This is a genomic window from Pseudomonas sp. HMSC057H01, from assembly GCF_001836405.1.
In the GTDB taxonomy this organism is placed as follows: domain Bacteria; phylum Pseudomonadota; class Gammaproteobacteria; order Pseudomonadales; family Pseudomonadaceae; genus Pseudomonas; species Pseudomonas aeruginosa.
The window spans coordinates 30746-44816 of record NZ_KV828387.1 but is presented as its reverse complement, the minus strand read 5'-3'; the positions used below and the strand labels follow the sequence as shown (position 1 = coordinate 44816).

16 protein-coding genes are annotated in these 14071 nt (G+C 65.7%); 8 read left to right on the top strand and 8 right to left on the bottom strand.

Translation table 11 applies throughout. The features are described 5' to 3' along the window. Positions 1–7 precede the first annotated feature (7 nt). Positions 8–1078 (bottom strand): AraC family transcriptional regulator SphR, encoded by a 1071-nt coding sequence (sphR, locus tag HMPREF2581_RS03330; RefSeq protein ID WP_003098298.1) that lies wholly within the window; start codon positions 1076–1078, stop codon positions 8–10. 225 nt (positions 1079–1303) lie between these two features. On the opposite strand from sphR, the gene HMPREF2581_RS03325 reads away from it, so the two are divergent. Further along, on the top strand, positions 1304–2254 hold the full coding sequence (locus tag HMPREF2581_RS03325; RefSeq protein ID WP_003142004.1) for a SphA family protein: 951 nt from the start codon (positions 1304–1306) through the stop codon (positions 2252–2254). A gap of 70 nt (positions 2255–2324) precedes the next feature. On the opposite strand, the gene HMPREF2581_RS03320 is transcribed toward HMPREF2581_RS03325, so the two are convergent. The 3 genes from HMPREF2581_RS03320 to HMPREF2581_RS03310 form a co-directional block, all read right to left on the bottom strand. Continuing rightward, on the bottom strand, positions 2325–3533 hold the full coding sequence (locus HMPREF2581_RS03320) for a DSD1 family PLP-dependent enzyme (protein ID WP_003142005.1): 1209 nt from the start codon (positions 3531–3533) through the stop codon (positions 2325–2327). An 82-nt stretch (positions 3534–3615) separates the two neighbouring features. Then, a complete protein-coding gene (locus HMPREF2581_RS03315) occupies positions 3616–4944 on the bottom strand; it encodes a D-arabinono-1,4-lactone oxidase (RefSeq protein ID WP_003142007.1) in 1329 nt (442 codons plus the stop codon). 77 nt (positions 4945–5021) lie between these two features. Then, positions 5022–5411 (bottom strand): c-type cytochrome, encoded by a 390-nt coding sequence (locus tag HMPREF2581_RS03310; RefSeq protein WP_003142009.1) that lies wholly within the window; start codon positions 5409–5411, stop codon positions 5022–5024. A gap of 173 nt (positions 5412–5584) precedes the next feature. Here HMPREF2581_RS03310 and HMPREF2581_RS03305 point away from each other — a divergent pair, with 173 nt between their 5' ends. Next, on the top strand, positions 5585–6049 hold the full coding sequence (locus HMPREF2581_RS03305; RefSeq protein WP_003096582.1) for an acyl-CoA thioesterase: 465 nt from the start codon (positions 5585–5587) through the stop codon (positions 6047–6049). On the opposite strand, the gene HMPREF2581_RS03300 is transcribed toward HMPREF2581_RS03305, so the two are convergent. Both HMPREF2581_RS03300 and pyrE read right to left on the bottom strand, forming a co-directional pair. Further along, positions 6029–6646: a hypothetical protein gene (locus tag HMPREF2581_RS03300; RefSeq protein ID WP_003136264.1), complete on the bottom strand. Its 618-nt coding sequence runs from the start codon at positions 6644–6646 to the stop codon at positions 6029–6031. The genes HMPREF2581_RS03305 and HMPREF2581_RS03300 overlap by 21 nt on opposite strands. 20 nt (positions 6647–6666) lie before the next feature. Beyond that, entirely contained in the window at positions 6667–7308 is a 642-nt protein-coding gene (gene pyrE / locus HMPREF2581_RS03295) for an orotate phosphoribosyltransferase (RefSeq protein ID WP_003096586.1), read from the bottom strand. 80 nt (positions 7309–7388) lie between these two features. Between pyrE and HMPREF2581_RS03290 the strand changes: the two genes are divergently transcribed. After that, a complete protein-coding gene (locus tag HMPREF2581_RS03290; protein ID WP_003098313.1) occupies positions 7389–8168 on the top strand; it encodes an exodeoxyribonuclease III in 780 nt (259 codons plus the stop codon). Positions 8169–8226: 58 nt separating this feature from the next. On the opposite strand, the gene HMPREF2581_RS03285 is transcribed toward HMPREF2581_RS03290, so the two are convergent. Then, complete coding sequence (locus tag HMPREF2581_RS03285) at positions 8227–8598, bottom strand: DUF4870 domain-containing protein (RefSeq protein WP_003096590.1); 372 nt, start codon at positions 8596–8598, stop codon at positions 8227–8229. Between the two features lie 46 nt (positions 8599–8644). Further along, positions 8645–9364 carry a ribonuclease PH gene (gene rph / locus HMPREF2581_RS03280; RefSeq protein WP_003096595.1) on the bottom strand — a complete coding sequence of 240 codons (720 nt, stop codon included), beginning with the start codon at positions 9362–9364 and terminating at the stop codon, positions 8645–8647. Between the two features lie 180 nt (positions 9365–9544). On the opposite strand from rph, the gene HMPREF2581_RS03275 reads away from it, so the two are divergent. From HMPREF2581_RS03275 to HMPREF2581_RS03255, 5 genes are all read left to right on the top strand, one after another. Next, positions 9545–10408: a YicC/YloC family endoribonuclease gene (locus HMPREF2581_RS03275; RefSeq protein WP_003096599.1), complete on the top strand. Its 864-nt coding sequence runs from the start codon at positions 9545–9547 to the stop codon at positions 10406–10408. Positions 10409–10466: 58 nt separating this feature from the next. Beyond that, positions 10467–11078, top strand: coding sequence for a guanylate kinase (gene gmk / locus HMPREF2581_RS03270; protein ID WP_003098317.1), 612 nt, complete (start codon positions 10467–10469; stop codon positions 11076–11078). An 88-nt stretch (positions 11079–11166) separates the two neighbouring features. Beyond that, on the top strand, positions 11167–11433 hold the full coding sequence (gene rpoZ, locus HMPREF2581_RS03265) for a DNA-directed RNA polymerase subunit omega (RefSeq protein WP_003096602.1): 267 nt from the start codon (positions 11167–11169) through the stop codon (positions 11431–11433). A gap of 65 nt (positions 11434–11498) precedes the next feature. Further along, positions 11499–13604, top strand: a complete 2106-nt coding sequence (spoT, locus tag HMPREF2581_RS03260; RefSeq protein WP_003096603.1) for a bifunctional GTP diphosphokinase/guanosine-3',5'-bis pyrophosphate 3'-pyrophosphohydrolase — start codon at positions 11499–11501, stop codon at positions 13602–13604. Positions 13605–13665: 61 nt separating this feature from the next. Continuing rightward, entirely contained in the window at positions 13666–14046 is a 381-nt protein-coding gene (locus HMPREF2581_RS03255) for a RidA family protein (RefSeq protein WP_003096609.1), read from the top strand. The last annotated feature ends 25 nt before the right edge of the window (positions 14047–14071 follow it).

Below are 14071 nucleotides of genomic sequence, written 5' to 3'. Positions count from 1 at the left end.
TTCTCCCTTAGCGTCGCGCGGCCAGCGTGAAGACCTGGTCCAACGGGCTCGTGCCCTCGCTACGGAAGGTCGCCGGGCTCACTCCCGTCCAACGCTTGAACGCGCGCCTGAAACTGCGGATATCACGATATCCCACTTCCTCGGTGATACGTTCGATGGACATCCCGGGGTTGCCCAGCAGGCTCATCGCCCGCCCTCGCCGCACCTGCTCCAGCAACGCCTCGAAGGTCAGCCCGTGTTCGGCCAGCCGGCGCCGCAGGGTGCGGCTGCTCATGTTCAGTTCGGCGGAAATCCTTTCGATCTGGCTGCCCAGGCTGAGGTCGCGGGCGATGGCCCGTTCCACCGCCTGGACCAGGTCGAGTTTCCGGTGCACCTGGGTGCTTTCCTGCTCCAGCAGGGCCAGCGCCTGGCGCAACGCCGGCAGGTTGTGGTTGGGCAGGCGCATGTCCAGCCAGTGGCTGGCGATCGCCATGCGGTTGTGCAGGCAGCCGAAGCGTACCTGGGGCCCCAGCAGGCGCAGGTACTCGCCCGCGTAGGGCGGAGCGGCATGGATGAGTTCGATGCCCAGCGGTTCGAACGCCGGGCTGACCAGGGCACGCCCATACACCAGCAGGCTGGCGAAGAACTCCTCGATGGCAAACACCTGCACCTCACTGCTGGGCAGGTGGCATTCGACCTCGACGAAGAAGGTTTCGCCCTGCTGGTAGACGCTGGAGGTGACGATCCCGCCCGAGCTGTGCTGGTAGCGCACGCCGATGTCGAACGCGTCGCGCAGGGTCCGGCACAGCGACAGCACATGGCCCAGCAGGCCAAGGGTGCCGAGCACGTTCTGGTGTCCGACCCACAGCCCCAGCCCCCGCTCCGGCAGGGCCTGGAGGGCACGCTGGATCATGCTCACGGCCTGGCGGTAGGAGATGCGCTGGGTAGGGTCCTGCAGGTCTTCGACGGTGAAGCCCAGGCCCCGGCACAGCCGCGCGGGATCGACGCCATGGCCTTCGACCACCTCGGCCAGCGTCTGCAGCAGGAAGGTGGATACCTGGGCGAGTTCGTAGCGCGCATCGGCGGCATTGTTGTGCATGGGCGAAATCCTGAGCCGGTCTCGGCTTCGTTCTTGTTCTGGCGGTGGATCGCGACATGGGATGAGCGTCCCATCATATAGCGTTCCGCACAGATGTAACAAAGCATTGCACGGTGTCCGCAAATCCCCCCCTCGCTGACCGTCAATGCCCTGCCTCGGCCTGTCGATAGGGCTTATTCCTATGCCGTACCCCGAGCCACGCCAAACAATAATAAGAGCCCGCCCATGAATCCGACCCACCCCCGCAGGCCCCTGCGCCTGGCCGCCTGCGTCACCCTCGCCTTCAGCTGCTGCACCCATGCCAGCGAAGGCGGCGTGGACAACATAGGTCCAGGAACCGACGGTTTCTTCACCCTGCCACTGGACGTCGACAACCTCCCGGACCACATGTTCGCCTTCAACGTCTACTACAACCACTACGAAGCCAGGAAGCTGAACATCAGCTCCTTCGGCGGCAAGGTGTCCGACGTGAAGATCAGCTCGGATGCGATCATCCCTCGCCTGGACTACCTGAGCCCGCTGCGGATCTTCGGCGGGCGCCTGGGCGGCTACATCGCCCAGCCCTATATCCGCCAACGGGTGGCCGCGTTCGGCCTGAGCGACGAACGGGAAAGCATGGGTGACACCACCTTCGCGCCGATCATCCTCTGGGACATGGGCAAGGACCTGACCCTGGCCGCCGCCATGGAGGTCACCGTGCCCACCGGCAAGTACGATGCCGAGCGGCTGGCCAACACCAGCAACAACTTCTACACCTACAAGCCGCTGTTCTCCTTCACCTGGCTGCCCACCGAACGCACCGAGCTGTCGCTGAAGGCCACCTACAGCTTCAACATGGAAAACCACGACACCGACTATCGCTCGGGGCAGATCTTCCATTTCGACTATTCCGCCAGCTACCGGGTGACCGACAACCTGCGCCTCGGCCTGAACGGCTACTACCTCAAGCAGACCACCGACGACAAACAGAACGGCGAGACCGTACGGGTGTTCGGTTTCGGCGAGGAAGTCGACGATGGCGTACGCGGCCAGGTCTTCGCCATCGGCCCGGCCGTGCACCTGACCTTCCTCAAGTACGCCAGCGCGGAGATCCGCTGGGCCAAGGAATTCGACGTGGAGAACCGCCCCGAGGGCGACATGCTCTGGGCCAAGCTGACCATTCCGTTCGAACTCTGAGGCATCGGAACGAAGCGGCAGCCCGGTATCCGCGGGCTGCCGCCATCGACGAGGAAAAGCGCCAGGCGTCCTAGGCGTAAACCGGCCAGCGCTCGACGATCCGCCCGCCGCGCAGCGCCAGCAGGTCGCCGAATTGCAGCAGCACCGCCTCGCTCTGGGTCGGCCGCAGGAAGACCTGGTCGTCCACCTCCAGGCCCACCGAAGGCGAGCCGTTGACCATTTCCTGGTTCGAGCTGCGCCCGTAGATGCCGTTGCTGCGCAGTCCCTCGGGCGAGGCGAAGTCGGCCATCCAGTTGCCGCCGTAGATGAAGAAGGTGCCGCGCTGGTTGGGGTCCCACCAGGAAAACAGCCGCGACTTGCCGTCCAGCGCCGGGATCTGCACCGCGCCGGTGCTCTTGAGTACCGGCGTGGCGATGTAGACGGCCGGCACATGCTCGGCCAGGGACGCCAGGTCGTAGTGGCTCGGCTTGAGCATGGCGGTGCCCACCGAGACCTCGCTGCTCAGCGTTTCCTTCTCGTGCATGCGATAGCTGGGGCTGCCGGCGGTATTCAGGGTCAGTTGTGGCGTCCACAGCGCGGCGAAGCGCTGGCGGGCGAAGTCGACATGTCCCTGGTAGAGCGCCATGACCTTGGCGAACAGCTCCTCGGGCGAACCGAGGATGCCCGGCACGCCCATTCCGACGAAGGGGTCGTAGCCCATGAAGCCGGCGAACTCCAGGTGCTGCGGATGCGCCGCGATCAGCGCCAGCAATTCACCCAGCGCGGCCTGGTCGGCCACCCCGCCGCGATGCAGGCCGACGTCCAGTTCGATGTTGACGCGCATCCGGGTCCCCAGCCCTTGGGCCAGCGCCAGGTACTGACGCAAGCGCTGCGGCGTATCGATCAGCCATTGCAGCTGCCGCGCCGGGTCGAACGCACCCTTGTGCTCGCGGTAGAACAGTTCCGCCGAACGCACCGGCAACGGCTTGCCAAGGAGGATGTCGGCATCCGCAAAAGCGACCGCGTCGTGGTTGAGGAACGGTTGGTGGAAGGACATCAGCCGCCGGGTGCCGGCGCGCCTGGCGATGTACGCCAGCAGGCCGGGCGAGGGCAGCGACTTCTCCACCAGCCGCAGATGCTTGCCGCCGCGGCGGACCGAACGCATCACCACATCGATGTTGTGGTCCAGGCGATCGAGGTCGATGAGCAGCACCGGGCACATCGGGCCATTGGCCTTGAGTTCGCGGTTCAGCGCGCGGAAATAGTCGTCGTACGGCCCGCCACGGTCGGCGGGACGCATCCAGGCGGCAGTTCCCGCCAGCAGCGCGCCGGCCCCGAGGCCGGCGAACATGAACTTGCGTCGATTCACGGCGTCGCTCCTTTCAGGTCACGCCCAGGATGGAAGAGAGGTGCGCATTGAGGAACCGCCCGCGGGGATCCAGCGCCTGGCGCACCTCGGCGAACGCCTTCCAGCGCGGATAGAGCCCCTGCAACTGGTGCGCGTTGAGGCCATGCAGCTTGCCCCAGTGCGGACGCCCGGCGTATTTCCAGAAGATCGGTTCCACCGCGGCGAAGAAGTTGTGGTGGTCCATGCTGTAGTGCTGATGCACGGAAATGGAACAACTGTCGCGGCCCTCGAACATGCTCAGGGGAATGTCGTCGGCCTTCACGTAGCGGTACTCGATGGGAAACCAGGTGCGCAGGTCCTTGTCGCGGATCAGCGCGAGGATTTCCCGCAGGCAGGCGGGGCCATGCTCGGCGGGGACCGAATACTCCATCTCGTTGAAGCGCACGTTGCGCACGTTGGCGTAGACCGCATAGGAATCGTCGACCCGCTCGTCGAAGCGGGCGAAATGGCGCAGGCTGTTGAGCAGGGTGCGGCGGGTCTCCGGGAAGTCGCTGAGGTACTTGTCGAGACCTTCGATCAGGCCGACGAACTCGTTGCCGCCTTCCTTCGCCGGGTCCAGGGGCGGGGTCTTCGGCTCGTCGGTCTCGTTGAGGGCGATCGACAGGGCGTAGTCGGAGTGGGTCACCACCAGCATCTCCCAGTGCTGGTTCTCGCGCGTGTTCTTCTCCACGTCCTCCAGCAATTCCTCGGTCCGGGCGATCCACTGCCGTTCACGCAGGCGGTAGGCCGCGCGGTTCTGCAGGCGCACCCGGGTCACGACGCCCAGCGCCCCCAGCGAGACCCGCGCGGCATCGAACACCTCCACGTTGCGCTTGGCGTCGCACTCGAGCACCTCGCCGCTCGCGGTGACCAGTTGCAGACCGCGAACCTGGGCGGAATAGGAACCGAAGCCGACCCCGGTGCCATGGGTGGAAGTAGCGATGGCGCCAGCCAGGGTCTGGTAATCGATGTCGGCCATGTTCACCAGCGCCTGGCCGATCTCCTTGAGCGGAGCGCCCATCTGCGACATCGGCGTACCGCCGCCGAACTCGGCCTGGAGGGTCGCGCTGTCGTGGCTGAGCAAGCCGCTGAAGTAGGCGAGTGAGAGCAGGGTGCCGTCGGTCGGGACCAACGCGCTGAACGAATGGCCGGAGCCCACCGGGCGGATCCTGCCGGACGCCTGGCGGATGACCCGGACCAGTTCGTCGAGGTCTTTCGGTGCCTCCCGCGCCAGGGGCAGGCAGCTTTGCGCGCCGGACCAGTTGCGCCAGGGAATCAGGCGCGGTGCGCGGAGCAACTCCGCCAGCGCGGGGTTTCCCACCATGGCGGCGAACGCACCGAGCGCTCCCGCCCGTTGCAGGAGCTGGCGTCGCGACAGATGACTTGGCATGCCGGTATCCCCTATCGGTCCTGCGCTGCGGACATGAAATCGATCAAAGCCCGGAACTGCTCTTCCGAGCACTGCATGCACATGCCCATGGGCGGCATGCCCTTGTAGCCGTTGATGCTGTGGTCCAGCAGGGTGTCGATGCCCTGCGCCAGGCGTGGCGCCCAGGCAGCGGCATCGCCGGTCAGCGGCGCGCCGGAGGCGGGATTGGCGTGACAGAGCTTGCAACTGGCGGAATACACCTGCGCCAACGCAGGGTCCGCAGGGACACGCTGGGAATCGGCGGCCCGTGCCGGTGGCTCCGTGGATTCTCCGCAGGCCACCAGCATCAGGCCCAGGGCAAGCAGCAACCCCGGGCGGCAAAGGCGCGAGTTGTCCGGTCCGGGGCGGAGCGTGGACGACATGGTGTTCCTCTCTCGTTGCGCACGGCGTGCGTTCTCGTCGAACAACACTAAGGCCGCGACGCCCCGAGGATGAGGGCAATGCGGGCCAGCGACGGGGGGTTCTGCGGCCAGCCCTTTCGCACCGCGCGATGGCGGTCTAGAGTCGATGTCTGCAGCAGCGTCGAGGAGCCGGCATGAGCAGCGCAGCACAGCGCCAGAACTACACCTTCTTCCATTCCCTGCGGGTTCGCTGGGCGGAGGTCGATCCGCAGGGCATCGTCTTCAACGGCAACTACCTGACCTATCTAGACGTCGCCACCACCGAGTACTACCGCCAGCTCGGCATGTCCTACCCGGCCGACCTGCTGCGCGGCGGAGGCGACCTGTTCGCGGTGAAGAGCACCCTGGAATACCGCGCCCCGGCGCATTTCGACGACTGGCTGGACATCGGCACCCGCGTGGCGCGGCTGGGGCGCAGCAGCCTGGTTTTCGAGCTGGGCATCTGGCGCGACGAGCAGCTGCTCACCGTCGGCGAGCTGGTCTACGTCTATGCGGATGCGAACGAGCGACAGAGCCAGCCCGTACCGGACTGGCTGCGCGAGAAGATCAGGGCGTTCGAGCGACAGTCGCCAGTGGAGTCAGGGACTCACGCCGAGTAGCTGGGAGAGCCGCGCGCGGTCGGCGGCATAGGTTCTTTCCGCCTCTTCGCGGGCCTTCTGGAAGCGCCCGATCTCACCCTGCAGGCGCTTTTCCTCCTGCTTGAGATCGTCCAGCTGGTCCACCAGCGCCTGCGCCACCGGACGTCCGGCACGCTCCTGGTTGGCCGCCTGGCCTTGCAGGTTGGCCTGTTGCAGCTTGAGCGACTGCAGGTTGCCGCGCGCCACGCTGCTCAGCCCGTCCAGTTCCGCCAGGCGCCGTTCGCGAGCGCGGTCGACGTCCTCGAGGCTGGAATACAGGCGCAGCAACTGCGCATCGGAACTGGCCTGGGCCTGGGCCGCCTTGCGCTGCCGCAGCTCCTCGGCGGTCGGCGCCGGCGGTACGGTGCGGATCACCCGGCCCTGGTCGTTGAGGACCTGGTAGCCCTTGCCGATGTACTGCGGCGGCACACCCTGGCGGTCGAGCACCACCACGCCCTTGTCGTTGACGTAGCGGTAAAGCTCCACCGCTCCGCCCGGCGCCGCCTGGGCGCCGAAGGAAAGCCCCTGGAGCACCAGCCCCAGGGCCATCAGGCAACGCATTACATCCTGTCCGACCATGCCAGTCCCTTGTGAAAGGTTCAGATACCGTATTGGGCGCGATAGGCCTCTACCGCCGGCAGATGCTTCTTCAGTTCAGCATCTTCGGCAAGATATTCCAGCACCTGCTCCAGGGAAACGATGCTCACCACCGGCATGCCGAAGTCGCGCTCGACCTCCTGGATCGCCGACAGCTCGCCCTTGCCGCGCTCCTGGCGGTTCAGCGCGATCAGCACGCCCGCGGCCCTGGCGCCCTGGGCGTCGATGATCTGCATCACTTCGCGGATCGCGGTGCCGGCGGTGATCACGTCGTCGATGATCAGCACCCGGCCGCTCAGCGGCGCGCCGACCAGCGTGCCGCCTTCGCCGTGGTCCTTGGCTTCCTTGCGGTTGAAGCACCAGGGCAGGTCGCGCTGGTGCTGCTCGGCGAGGGCCACCGCGGTGGTGGCGGCCAGGGGAATGCCCTTGTAGGCCGGGCCGAACAGGACGTCGAAGTCGATTCCGCTGTCGATCACCGCCTCGGCGTAGAAGCGTCCCAGGCGGGCCAGCGCCAGGCCGCTGTCGAACAGGCCGGCATTGAAGAAATAGGGGCTGGTGCGCCCGGACTTGAGGGTGAACTCACCGAAGCGCAGAACCCCGCGCTCGATGGCGAAACGAATGAAATCGCGCTGATACGCCTGCATGAATGACACCAAGCCGCATGAATTTAGCTAAACCGTTTGAGCTCGGGTATCATACACGCACGTGATTTTGGGGGCCATTTATGCGGATCATCAGTGTGAACGTGAATGGTATTCAGGCTGCGGCCGAGCGCGGTTTGCTCAGTTGGCTGCAAGCACAGAATGCCGACGTGATCTGCTTGCAGGACACCCGAGCCTCCGCCTTCGATCTGGATGACCCGTCCTTCCAACTGGACGGCTACTTCCTTTATGCCTGCGATGCCGAGCTACCCGAACAGGGCGGTGTCGCACTCTACAGCCGTTTGCAGCCCAAAGCTGTGATCAGCGGCTTAGGTTTCGAAACGGCCGATCGTTACGGGCGCTACCTGCAAGCCGACTTCGACAAGGTGAGTATCGCCACCCTGCTGCTGCCTTCCGGGCAGAGCGGAGACGAGAGCTTGAACCAGAAATTCAAGTTCATGGACGACTTCACCCATTACTTGAGCAAGCAGCGTCGCAAGCGCCGCGAATACATCTATTGCGGCTCGCTATACGTCGCCCATCAGAAGATGGACGTGAAGAACTGGCGCGAATGCCAGCAGATGCCGGGCTTCCTCGCGCCCGAACGGGCCTGGCTGGACGAAGTGTTCGGCAACCTCGGCTATGCCGACGCCCTGCGCGAAGTCAGCCGCGAAGGCGACCAGTTCAGCTGGTGGCCGGACAGCGAACAGGCCGAGATGCTCAACCTCGGCTGGCGCTTCGACTACCAGGTGCTGACCCCCGGCCTGCGCCGCTTCGTGCGCAACGCCAAGCTGCCGCGCCAGCCGCGCTTCTCCCAGCATGCGCCGCTGATCGTCGACTACGACTGGCAACTGAGCATCTGAGCCCCGTCAGACACGAAAAAGCCAGCGCATGCGCCGGCTTTTCTATTCCACGTGCGGCCTACTTGATCAGCCGCAGGCAGAACGGATAGCGATAGGCCTTGCCTTCGTTGGCCTTGATGCCGGCGATGATGGTCAACACCAGCGCCGCCAGACAGACCAGGCCGAGCAGGAAGAAGCCGATCACCACCAGCATCAGCAGGAAGCTGACGAACATCGCCAGCGCCACGGTGATCTGGAAGTTCAGCGCTTCCTTGCCCTGGGCGTCGACGAACGGATCGCTCTCGCGCTTGAGTTGCCAGACGATCAGCGGCCCGAGCAGGCTGCCGAAGGGAAACACCAGGCCGATGAATGCCGCGAAATGGCAGAACATCGCCCATTGCCGGGCTTCCTGGCCGGGGGTCGCGGCGACCTCTTCGGATACATCGTTCATGTAGTGCTCCTTCTCCGGGGCCCGGCAGGCAGTGCCGGGCGTCTGCTCATTCGGCCAGCGCGGCGCGCTGAAGTTCGAACAGCTCCTGCATGCCCTGCTGGGCCAGTTCGAGCATGGCGTTCAGCTCGGCGGGACGGAACGGCGCGCCTTCGGCGGTTCCCTGCACCTCGATGAAGCCGCCGGCATCGGTCATCACTACGTTCAGGTCGGTTTCCGCGGCGGAATCCTCCAGGTAGTCCAGGTCGAGGACCGGCACGCCCTGGTAGATGCCCACGGAAACGGCGGCGACCATCTGCTTCAGCGGATTGCCCTTGAGCGCGCCACGCTTCTTCAGCACCGCCAGGGCGTCGATCAGCGCCACGGTGGCGCCGGTGATCGAGGCGGTGCGGGTGCCGCCGTCGGCCTGGATCACGTCGCAGTCGATGTACAGGGTGTTCTCGCCGAGCTTGCTGAGGTCCAGCGCCGCTCGCAGGGAACGGCCGATCAGGCGCTGGATCTCCAGGGTACGACCGCCCTGCTTGCCGCGGCTGGCCTCGCGCTGGTTACGCTCGCCGGTGGAGCGCGGCAGCATGCCGTACTCGGCGGTCAGCCAACCCTGCCCCTGGCCCTTGAGGAAGCGCGGCACCCCGGACTCGGCGCTGACGGTGCAGATCACCTTGGTATCGCCGAACTCGACCAGCACCGAACCTTCTGCGTGCTTGGTGTAATGGCGGGTGATGCGGATCGGGCGCAGCTGGTCGGCGGCACGGCCACTGGGACGATTCATCGTGGATATCCTGTACTGAGAAAGCGGAATTGGCCGCCATTATAGAGGCCAGCCCGGGCTCTCAACCACCGTCGGCGTGCGGGCCCCGCCGGACGTGGGTTACAATGCCCGGCTCGAATCACGGCAGCCGCGCGCGTCCGGCGCCGAACGCACTCCCCACACGACTATCGAGGTAGACCCATGGTGCACAGCATGACCGCCTTCGCCCGCGTCGAGCAGGCCGGTACCCACGGCACCCTGAGCTGGGAGCTGCGCTCGGTCAACCACCGTTACCTGGAGCCCCACCTGCGCCTGCCCGACGCCTTCCGCGACCTCGAAGGCGCGGTGCGCGAGGCGCTGCGCCAGGGCCTGTCGCGTGGCAAGGTGGAATGCACCCTGCGCTTCGCCGAGGAAACCGCCGGCAAGAGCCTGCAGGTCGACCAGGAGCGCGCCCGCCAACTGGTCGCCGCCGCCGAAGGCGTAGCCGCCCTGATCCGCCAGCCGGCGCCTCTCGATCCGCTCGCCGTGCTGGCCTGGCCCGGCGTACTGGTGGCCGACTCGGCCGATCCGCAGGCGCTCAACGCCGCCGCCCTGGAAGCCTTCGGCCAGGCCCTGGAGCAACTCAAGGCCGGCCGCTCGCGCGAAGGCCAGGAGCTGGCGAAGCTGCTCAACGATCGGCTCGACGCGATGCTGGTGGAAGTCGGCAACCTGCGCGAACTGGTGCCGACCATGCTGGCCAACCAGCGGCAGAAGATCCTCGACCGCTTCGCCGAACTCAAGGCCGAACTCGATCCGCAGCGCCTGGAGCAGGAACTGGTCCTGCTGGCGCAGAAGAGCGATGTCGCCGAGGAGCTGGACCGCCTCGCCACCCACGTCGGCGAGGTCCGCCGGGTCCTCAAGGCCGGCGGCGCCGCCGGTCGGCGCCTGGACTTCCTGATGCAGGAACTCAACCGGGAAGCCAACACTCTAGGCTCCAAGGCGTTCGACCCGCGCTCGACCCAGGCGGCGGTCAACCTCAAGGTCCTGATCGAGCAGATGCGCGAGCAGGTCCAGAACATCGAATGACCGGCGGGCGCCTCCGCCCGATCTCTTTCCAACCCGTACGAAGCACCAGGAACACCTCATGTCCGGCACCCTGTACATCGTTTCCGCTCCCTCCGGCGCCGGCAAGACCAGCCTGGTGAAGGCCCTGCTCGACGCCGCCCCCGAGGTCCGCGTGTCCGTCTCCCATACCACCCGCGGCATGCGTCCGGGCGAGGTGGACGGGGTCAACTACCACTTCACCAGCCGCGAGGAATTCCTCGCCATGCTCGAACGCAACGAGTTCCTCGAGCACGCCGAAGTCTTCGGCAACCTCTACGGCACCTCGCAGCGCTGGGTCGAGAAAACCCTCGCCGAAGGCCTCGACCTGATCCTCGAGATCGACTGGCAGGGCGCCCAGCAGGTGCGCCGGCTGATGCCCGAGGCCCAATCGATCTTCATCCTCCCGCCGAGCCAGGAAGCCCTGCGCCAGCGCCTGACCAACCGCGGCCAGGACAGCGACGAGGTGATCGAGCGGCGCATGCGCGAAGCCGTCAGCGAAATGAGCCACTACGTGGAGTACGATCACCTGGTGATCAACGACGATTTCGCCCACGCCCTGGACGACCTCAAGGCGATCTTCCGCGCCCGCCAGTTGCGCCAGGACGCCCAGCAGCAACGCCACGCCGAACTGCTCGGTCGTCTGCTCGCCTAAATCGGCTCTTCCATAAAGATTGGCGATTTTTTAGACTATTCAGTCCGCCCGGCAAACGTCGGGCTCACTTTTCGTTACGAGGAACACCATGGCCCGCGTCACCGTTGAAGACTGCCTGGACAACGTCGATAACCGTTTCGAGCTGGTCATGCTCGCCACCAAGCGCGCCCGTCAGCTGGCTACCGGCGGCAAGGAGCCGAAAGTGGCCTGGGAAAACGACAAGCCGACCGTCGTCGCCCTGCGCGAGATCGCTTCCGGCCTGGTCGATGAGAACGTCGTCCAGCAGGAAGACATCGTCGAGGACGAACCGCTGTTCGCAGCGTTCGACGACGAGGCCAACACCGAGGCCCTGTAAGCCATGGCCTCGGCTCGACGTCGCCTGCGAGCGCCGCAACCCGCCTACGGGCAGGGGGTGAACCCTTGCCGGGCATAGACGCCTTCGCCGACAGACTGTCGAGCTACCTCGGGCCGGACCAGGTCAACCTGGTCCGCCGCGCCTACTACTACGCCGAGCAGGCCCACGACGGGCAACGCCGCCGCAGCGGCGAGCCGTACGTGACCCACCCGCTGGCGGTCTCCAACATCCTCGCCGACATGCACATGGACCATCAGAGCCTGATGGCCGCGATGCTGCACGACGTGATCGAGGACACCGGCATCGCCAAGGAAGCGCTCACCGCGCAGTTCGGCGAGACGGTTTCGGAACTGGTCGACGGGGTCAGCAAGCTGACCCAGATGAACTTCGAGACCAAGGCCGAGGCCCAGGCCGAGAACTTCCAGAAGATGGCCATGGCCATGGCCCGCGATATCCGCGTGATCCTGGTCAAGCTGGCCGACCGCCTGCACAACATGCGCACCCTCGAGGTGCTGTCCGGCGAGAAGCGCCGGCGCATCGCCAAGGAAACCCTGGAAATCTACGCGCCCATCGCCAACCGCCTGGGCATGCACACCATGCGCGTGGAGTTCGAGGACCTCGGTTTCAAGGCCATGCACCCGATGCGCGCCGAGCGCATCCGCCAGGCGGTGAAGAAGGCCCGCGGCAACCGCCGCGAGATCGTCGGCAAGATCCAGGAGTCGCTGGTCAACTGCCTCGCCCGCGAAGGCATGGAAGGCCAGGTGATCGGCCGCGAGAAGCACCTCTACAGCATCTACCAGAAGATGCGCGGCAAGCGTAAGGCGTTCAACGAGATCATGGACGTCTACGCCTTCCGCATCATCGTCGACAAGGTCGATACCTGCTATCGCGTACTGGGCGCCGTGCACAGCCTGTACAAGCCGTTCCCCGGACGCTTCAAGGACTACATCGCGATTCCCAAGGCCAACGGCTACCAGTCGCTGCATACCACCCTGTTCGGCATGCACGGGGTGCCCATCGAGATCCAGATCCGTACCCGCGAGATGGAGGAGATGGCCAACCACGGGATCGCCGCGCACTGGCTGTACAAGTCCAACGACGAGACGCCCAAGGGCACCCATGCCCGCGCCCGGCAATGGGTGAAGGGCGTGCTGGAACTGCAGCAGCGCGCCGGCAACTCGCTGGAATTCATCGAGAACGTGAAGATCGACCTGTTCCCGGACGAGGTCTACGTGTTCACGCCCAAGGGCCGCATCATGGAACTGCCCAAGGGTTCCACCGCGGTCGACTTCGCCTACGCGGTGCACACCGACGTCGGCAACAGTTGCATCGCCTGCCGCATCAACCGCCGCCTGGCGCCGCTCTCCGAGCCGTTGCAGAGCGGCCAGACGGTGGAAATCGTCACCGCCCCGGGCGCCCGGCCGAACCCGGCCTGGCTGAGCTTCGTGGTCACCGGCAAGGCGCGCACCCATATCCGCCATGCGCTCAAGCTGCAACGCCGCTCCGAGTCGATCAACCTCGGCGAGCGCCTGCTGAACAAGACCCTCACCGGCTTCGACAGCCACCTCGAGAAGATTCCCCAGGAACGCATCCAGGCCGTGCTCGCCGAGTACCGCATGGAAGTCTTCGAGGACCTGCTGGAAGAGATCGGCCTGGGCAACCGCATGGCCTACGTGGTCGCCCGCCGCCTGCTGTCCAGCGAGGGCGAGGAAGCGCCGAGCGCCGAGGGTCCGCTGGCGATCCGCGGCACCGAAGGCCTGGTCCTGAGCTACGCCAAGTGCTGCACGCCGATTCCCGGCGACCCGATCGTCGGCCACCTGTCCGCCGGCAAGGGCATGGTGGTGCACTTGGAAAGCTGCAAGAACATCAGCGAAGTACGCCACAACCCGGAAAAATGCATCCAGCTCAGCTGGGCCAAGGATGTCACCGGCGAATTCAATGTCGAACTGCGCGTCGAGCTGGAGCACCAGCGTGGCCTGATCGCCCTGCTCGCCACCAGCGTCAACGCGGCCGACGGCAACATCGAGAAGATCAGCATGGACGAGCGCGACGGTCGCATCAGCGTGGTCCAGCTGGTCGTCAGCGTGCACGATCGCGTCCACCTGGCCCGCGTCATCAAGAAGCTGCGCGCCCTCAAGGGAGTGATCCGGATCACCCGCCTGCGCAGCTGACCCGCTTTTTCCTGTGTCATCCGGCGCCCCCGCGCCCACTCGATTTCAGCAAGGAGTTCCCATGACCAAGACCGTTATCCACACCGACAACGCCCCGGCCGCCATCGGCACCTACTCCCAGGCCATCAAGGCCGGCAATACCGTCTACGTGTCCGGACAGATCCCGCTGGACCCGAAGACCATGGAACTGGTGGAGGGCTTCGAGGAGCAGACCGTCCAGGTGTTCGAGAACCTCAAGGCGGTGATCGAGGCTTCCGGCGGCTACCTGCACGACGTCGCCAAGCTGAACATCTTCCTCACCGACCTGTCGCACTTCGCCAAGGTCAACGAGATCATGGGCCGCTACTTCACCCAGCCCTACCCGGCGCGCGCCGCCATCGGCGTAGCCGCCCTGCCGAAGGGCGCACAGGTGGAAATGGACGCCATCGTCGTCCTCGAATAAGCCGGATGTTCGCGACGGGGCCCAA